Raw genomic sequence first — 6568 nt, forward strand, 5'->3', positions numbered from 1 at the left:
TTCCCTACAATATGCGACATTTTTGACGCAACATTTGCGATACTTACACAAAAGGATTGTTATGAAAAGAGCATTAATCACAGGGATTACAGGGCAAGATGGAGCATACTTAGCAGAGTTTTTACTCAAAAAGGGCTATGAGGTGCACGGCATCAAACGCCGAAGCTCACTTTTTAACACTGATAGGATAGATCACCTTTACCAAGACCCACACATTGATAATCGTAACTTTTTCTTACACTATGGGGATTTGACAGATTCTATGAATCTTACACGCATTATTGCTGACACAAAACCTGATGAGATTTATAATCTCGCGGCAATGAGCCATGTAGCCGTAAGCTTTGAAACGCCAGAATACACCGCCAACGCCGATGGCATAGGCACACTTAGAATCTTAGAGGCGGTGAGACTACTTGGACTAGCAGAAAAAAGCAAAATCTATCAGGCTTCTACAAGTGAGCTTTATGGGCTAGTGCAGGAGATTCCACAAAGTGAGAAAACGCCCTTTTACCCCCGCTCCCCTTATGCGTGTGCGAAGCTCTATGCGTATTGGATAACGGTGAATTACAGAGAGGCATATAATATTTTTGCGAGTAATGGAATCTTATTTAACCACGAAAGCCCCATACGAGGGGAGACTTTTGTAACGCGAAAAATCACTCGTGCGGTAGCAAAAATCGCCCTAGGACTGCAAGATAAGCTCTATTTAGGGAATCTCTCTGCCAAACGCGATTGGGGACACGCTAAAGATTATGTGCGTATGATGTGGCTTATTTTACAAGCGAGTAAGGCTGAAGATTGGGTTATCGCCACAGGCGTTACCACTGAAGTGCGGGACTTTGTCAAAATGGCATTTAATGAGCTAGGCATTGAGATAGAGTTTAGGGGCGAAGGTGTGAATGAAAAGGGCTATATCAAGGCTTGTAATGGGGAGTTTAAGCTAGAGCTTGGCAAAGAAGTAGTGTGTGTAGATGAACGCTACTTCCGCCCAACTGAAGTGGATTTACTCATCGGTGATGCGAGTAAGGCGAGAGAAAAGCTAGGGTGGATTCCAGAATATGACTTAAACGCCCTTGTGAAAGATATGGTGCAGAGTGATTTGAAGCTTATGCAAAAGGATAAATACCTAAAAGATGGCGGTTATAAGATTCTAAGCTATTTTGAGTAACACATACGCAGAGATGGCTAGAATCTAAATAATAGCGACTATACCCACTCTCCGTCATTGCGAGACTTGCCGCAGGGCAAGGCGTGGCAATGAGCAATTTCTAAGTTTGCCTTGCTCTAGCAAATACACCTTTTCACAAAATCGCAGGGCAATGTTTTCATCGTGGGTAATAAGCACCACAGAAGCCCTACTCTCCCCCTGCCACTCACGCAAAAACGCCAATACCTCATCGCATAGCTCATAATCAAGCCCTGATAAACTCTCATCTAAAATTAAGATTCTAGGATTGAGTAACAAAGCACGGATAAGGCAGATTCTCTGTGCCTCCCCACCAGAAATCATCGCTACGCTTTTGCTTAAAATATCTTTAGGCAAACCTAACTTTTGGCATAGCTCAATTATCCGCTTATCTATCTGCTCTTTTCTCTGTCCCGCTCTTAGATACAAAAGCGGCTCTAATATATTCTCATAGCAACTAAATCGCGGATTCAAACTAGAGATAGAATCTTGAAAAAGCATTTGCACTTGTGAGTAAAAACTCCGCCTTTGACTAAGCTCATTAAACTTAAGAGCTTTGCCATTCAAACGCACCTGCCCCACCTGCCCTAACTCATCAAGGCTAGGAGATAAGATTCCACACATTATTTGTGTCAATGTGCTTTTCCCACAGCCGCTACTCCCCATAATCGCATAAGTTTTCCCACTCTCAATTTTCAAAGAAATATGCGACAAAATCCGCTTTTCACTCTTATAAAACACACGATAAGTGCGATGATAAAAGGATATATTTTCTAGCTCTAGCATAGCTCCCCTTGTGGCAAATCTTTGCGATTTTTATGCGATATGCCTTGAGTTAAGATTCTATTCAAGCGTTGTAATGTCGGGCTTTGCGGCGGATTTATAAAATCCCCCTTAGCATTTGCTACACTCACTTTGCTATGCCCTTTAGTCTCATCTCTTTGAATCTTGCCTCTTTCAATGATTCTGCCTTGAGAGATGACACTCACACGCTCCGCATACTCTGCTACCACTTCCAAATCGTGCGTGATAAGCAAAATCCCTAAAGACTTTTGCTTTTGCAAACTTTTTAAGGTGCTTAGAATCTCCTTTGCTTTTCCTTTATCTAAATCACTGCTAGGCTCATCAGCGATGATAAAAGGTGCTTGTGTCAGCAAAGCAAGGGCTATCATCGCCCTTTGTAGCATTCCCCCACTTAGCTCAAAGGGATAAGATTCTAAATAGGCTACATCTAGCCCAGCTTGTGTAAAACACTCTAGGATAAATGCCTTATTATAAGGCTTTTTTAAGGCTTTTAAGCTCTCTTTGCAATGGGCGTGGAGCGTTAGAAGCGGATTAAAGCAAGTCCTAGGATTTTGCATAATGCTTATAAACGCCCTGCCCCGATACGCCACGGGATTTATCGCTGCATTATTAAGACACACTTCGCCGCTTATTTGCGTGAGATTATTAGCCATAAAGCCCTGCAACGCATAGGCAATAAGCGACTTGCCACTGCCACTTCTGCCAAGCAGTGCTACACATTCCCCACGCTTTAGCTCCAAGTCTATGGAGGATAAAAGCGGAGTGCTAGAATCTAGCATTATAGAATCCTGCGTTTTAGAATCTCGCTTAAGATTCAAATCCCCCTTATAATTGTTTTTGGCAATACTCAAATTCACAACACTCAAACTCTGTATATCGCTTATAGCTAGATTCTCCAAATCTTTACCTACGCCTTTTATGTCATCAAGCCCAACCTTCACTCCAAGCCCATCTCTCAAACTCTCCCCCAAAAGATTACACAACGCCACGCTTATAAACAACGCCAATCCCGGATACATAATCAAATGCGGATAATCCCACATATATTCCTTTGCTTCACTTATCATCACACCCCATTCCGCATTTGGTGGTTGCACCCCAAGCCCCAGAAATGATAGCCCCGCAATATGTAGCATAATATGCCCCACATCCATACTTACTAACACAAGGCATTGACTCATAATAGGCGTAAAAAGATGCCGCTTAAAGCGTTGAAATCCACTTGCTCCAAATGTATAAGATAAAAGGATATATTCCTTATTTTTAAGGCTAAAGACAATTCCACGCACGATTCTTGCATACCACGCCCAATGTGTCAAAACAATGGCAAGGATTACATTTTCTAGCCCAGCTCCTAAGATTCCCACCATAAACAGAGAAAGGGCGATTGTGGGCACACTCATAAAAATATCACAAATCCGCATACACACACTATCAATCCACCCACCTAAAAAGCCGCATAATCCCCCTATGCAAATCCCCAAAGCCATAATCCAAGCTAAAATCACAAAGGTGCTGCCAAGTGAGATTCTAGCGCCATACAATAGCCTAGAGCATATATCTCTGCCCAAATAATCCGTGCCTAAAATATGCTCCACACTACTTGCAAGAAGTCTTGCATCAAGATTTTGCATATCAGGCGGATAGGGGGCGATAAATGGGGCAAAAACTGCCACAGTACATAAAATCATCACTCCACACAAAGCTATTTTTCCATACAAATCCATTTTGCCAACAAGGCTTAGCCCCCTTAGAGAATCTACTCTCATAGAATCTTGCCCTTTTGCTTCTGCATAGTCGCCCTAACGCGTGGGTCAAGCACTCCATAGAGAATATCCACTATCGCATTACACAGCACAAAGCACACACACATCACCACGATAAAGCACTCAATCACCGGATAATCGTGATTAGCAATGCCCTGAATGCTATACAACCCAATGCCGGGCAACGCAAACACGCACTCAATCACAATTGCCCCGCCAATCAGCTCCCCTATGTGCATACCCATTGCCGTAAGAATAGGTAAAAACGCATTGTAAAAAATATGCACGATATGCAATCTCACACCGCGAATATTCCGCATTTTAGCATACACGATATACCGCTCTTTCTGCACTTCTAGCATATTTGCACGGATGAGCCTAGCATTAATACACATAGACATCAAGGCTATACTCATGCTAGGCAAAATAAAGCTTTTGCCCCCCTCCATTCCCACAGCTGGAAGCCACCCAAGATAAACGCTAAAAAACAGCACAAGCAAAAAGGCAAGCCAAAAGTTTGGCATACTCACACCCACAAAGCAAAAAATCCTTATCACAGAATCTAATAACCTATTATGATAATACGCACTTAAAATCCCAAGCAGCAAGGAACAAACAAAGCTTAACACAAACCCACAACACACAAGCATTAAAGTCGTAGGCAAAAAATGTAAAAAATCTTCACTCACACTTCTACCTGTCATATATGAAGTGCCAAAATCAAGCCTTATAGCATCTTTAAGCCACAAGGCATATTGTGTCAAAAGCGATTTATCTAAGCCAAACTCCGCCCTTAGCTCATTTACTAGCTCGGGCGTAGCGGGGAGATTTGATTGTAAAATATAGCTCATCACTGGATCGCTCCCGCCCAAACGCAACAAGCAAAATGCAATAAATGAGCTTATAAGCACAGTGGGGATAATCCACAAAATTCTAGAAATAAATATTGACTTCACGCTTTTTTCTCACTTTTTTTTTACAGAGCCTTTTTATACAGCCACGCACAGCTTGTTTTACCCTGAATCTTACTCATACATTTCCCAAAATGGCACTTCATAGCCCACCACACCCATTTGTATGCCTTTAATCTTTTTATGCGCGATGGCTTTATTTTTTTGTAATGTAAGCGGGAGATACACGCCACTCTCTTCAAGTATATTTAATACTTTGCTTAGCTTACTTTTAAAATCTTTAGATTCTGTATTTGTAGCAATCACATCACGCAAAGCCTTTTCAAGCAAAGGCTTATTCTCTAGCCCCGATTGTGCGGAAAAATCAATATGCCCGGGCATAAGCATAGAATGCAACACACTCAAAGGCTCATAGGGTGCGCCCCAAGTCTCGCTAAAGGCTAAATCAAACTGCCCTTTGAGCAAACGATTTTGATACATACTTGACTCACTTGCCTTAAGCCGCACTTTTATTCCTGCTTTTTGTAAATCACTTTGGACTATTTCAGCCATCATTTTATGGGCTGGATTATCCCCACTAAATAGAATCTCAATCCCTTTTTGAGTGAGATTTTCTAGCGCGGCAGGATTCACGCCACTTGGTATATTTTCTTTATTCAAAAGTGAAAGCACAAAGGCTTTAGAATCCGCCCCATTACCCTGCCCTGTCTTGTTAGCCTGATACTCACAGCTCATAAAACACTCCGCCACTTCTTGCAGCCCCCCATAAACCGCTAAAACAAGCTTTTGCTTATCAATCATAGAGCCTAAGCCTTTGCGTAATTTTTGATTCAGCGTAAAATCCCCAAGCCTGAGATTATGTGAGCTAGAGTTAAATACAAGGCTTGTAGTAGATAGGGGCAAACTCATATAAGTGGCAAACTTTTTGTCATTTTGCATGCTTTTAAATATTTCAAGCGGAATTTGATCATTACCATAAATCAAGTCAATCTGCCCACTTTTAAGGGCGGCAAGTTTGGCATTTGGATCAAAAATAACCTTTAAAACTATCTCATCATAGTAGATTCCATTATATCGCTCCGAGTCCCAATAATGCGGATTTTTCTGCAAGGTATCGCTAATGCCAAGCTTTGAATCTACTAGCATATACGCACCTGTGCCGATGGGCTTTGGATTATATTTAATTAAATCTAAATCTTTTGGAAAAGCACTTGGGGCTAGGAATCTAAATGGACGCACCACGGCTAGTTCATTAAGTGTTGGACTATATGGGGCTTTTAGGGTAAGTTTTATGCTGTAATCATCAAGCTTTTTTACAGATTCAATATGCCCAACCAAACCACTCCAAGAATGACGCACTTTATTTTTAAGGACAGAATTAAAATTGATAAGCACTGCATCGGCATTAAACACCTCTCCATTTGAAAATTTCACCCCCTTACGCAAGATGAAAGTATAAGATAACCCATCTTTGCTTATCTGCCAAGAAGTGGCTAAATGCGGGATAATCCTGCCATTTTTATCCGCACTCACTAAACCTTCATAAATGCTATTTTGAGCAAACATCGCATTGCCCTGATAGCCTTGTGGATTCATCACGCCAATATTACTTGAAACCGCCATAATCAAGGTATTTTTGCCATACAATGTCCCAAATGTGAAACTCATCAAAAATAGAATCTTTACCATATAACCCCGCATACACACTCCATAGATTGAAATTCATAAGAAATTCTATTGTATCATATTTAACGCATAAAAAAATGAAGGAAGTAATACTAAATTAATTAAATTAATATAGAACACTTCATCAGCAGCTTACAAGCCGACACTTACAAAAAAACCTTTTATTATTCTTTTGTAGCTAAAATTGCTGGAAATTTTAGCTACAAAGGCTC

5 protein-coding genes are annotated in these 6568 nt (G+C 41.1%); 1 reads left to right on the forward strand and 4 read right to left on the reverse strand.

Annotated features, from left to right (window positions below):
- Positions 1–61 precede the first annotated feature (61 nt).
- Positions 62–1171, forward strand: coding sequence for a GDP-mannose 4,6-dehydratase (gene gmd, locus HCCG_RS07870; protein WP_002956956.1), 1110 nt, complete (start codon positions 62–64; stop codon positions 1169–1171).
- Between the two features lie 54 nt (positions 1172–1225).
- Here the strand turns inward: gmd and HCCG_RS07875 are convergent, their stop codons facing one another.
- The 4 genes from HCCG_RS07875 to nikA form a co-directional block, all read right to left on the reverse strand.
- The gene (locus HCCG_RS07875) at positions 1226–1975 is read right to left on the reverse strand and encodes an ABC transporter ATP-binding protein (protein ID WP_015453574.1); all 750 of its coding nucleotides are present in this window, start codon (positions 1973–1975) and stop codon (positions 1226–1228) included.
- Positions 1969–3762, reverse strand: a complete 1794-nt coding sequence (nikC, locus tag HCCG_RS07880; protein ID WP_002956959.1) for a nickel ABC transporter permease subunit NikC — start codon at positions 3760–3762, stop codon at positions 1969–1971. The genes HCCG_RS07875 and nikC overlap by 7 nt, the downstream gene beginning before the upstream one ends.
- Positions 3759–4715, reverse strand: coding sequence for an ABC transporter permease subunit (locus HCCG_RS07885; RefSeq protein ID WP_230197925.1), 957 nt, complete (start codon positions 4713–4715; stop codon positions 3759–3761). Before HCCG_RS07885 ends, nikC begins: the two co-directional genes overlap by 4 nt.
- A 69-nt stretch (positions 4716–4784) precedes the next feature.
- Positions 4785–6371 (reverse strand): nickel ABC transporter substrate-binding protein, encoded by a 1587-nt coding sequence (gene nikA, locus HCCG_RS07890; protein WP_034548305.1) that lies wholly within the window; start codon positions 6369–6371, stop codon positions 4785–4787.
- Between the last annotated feature and the right edge of the window lie 197 nt (positions 6372–6568).

It is taken from the genome of Helicobacter cinaedi CCUG 18818 = ATCC BAA-847, assembly GCF_000155475.1.
Taxonomy (GTDB): domain Bacteria; phylum Campylobacterota; class Campylobacteria; order Campylobacterales; family Helicobacteraceae; genus Helicobacter_C; species Helicobacter_C cinaedi.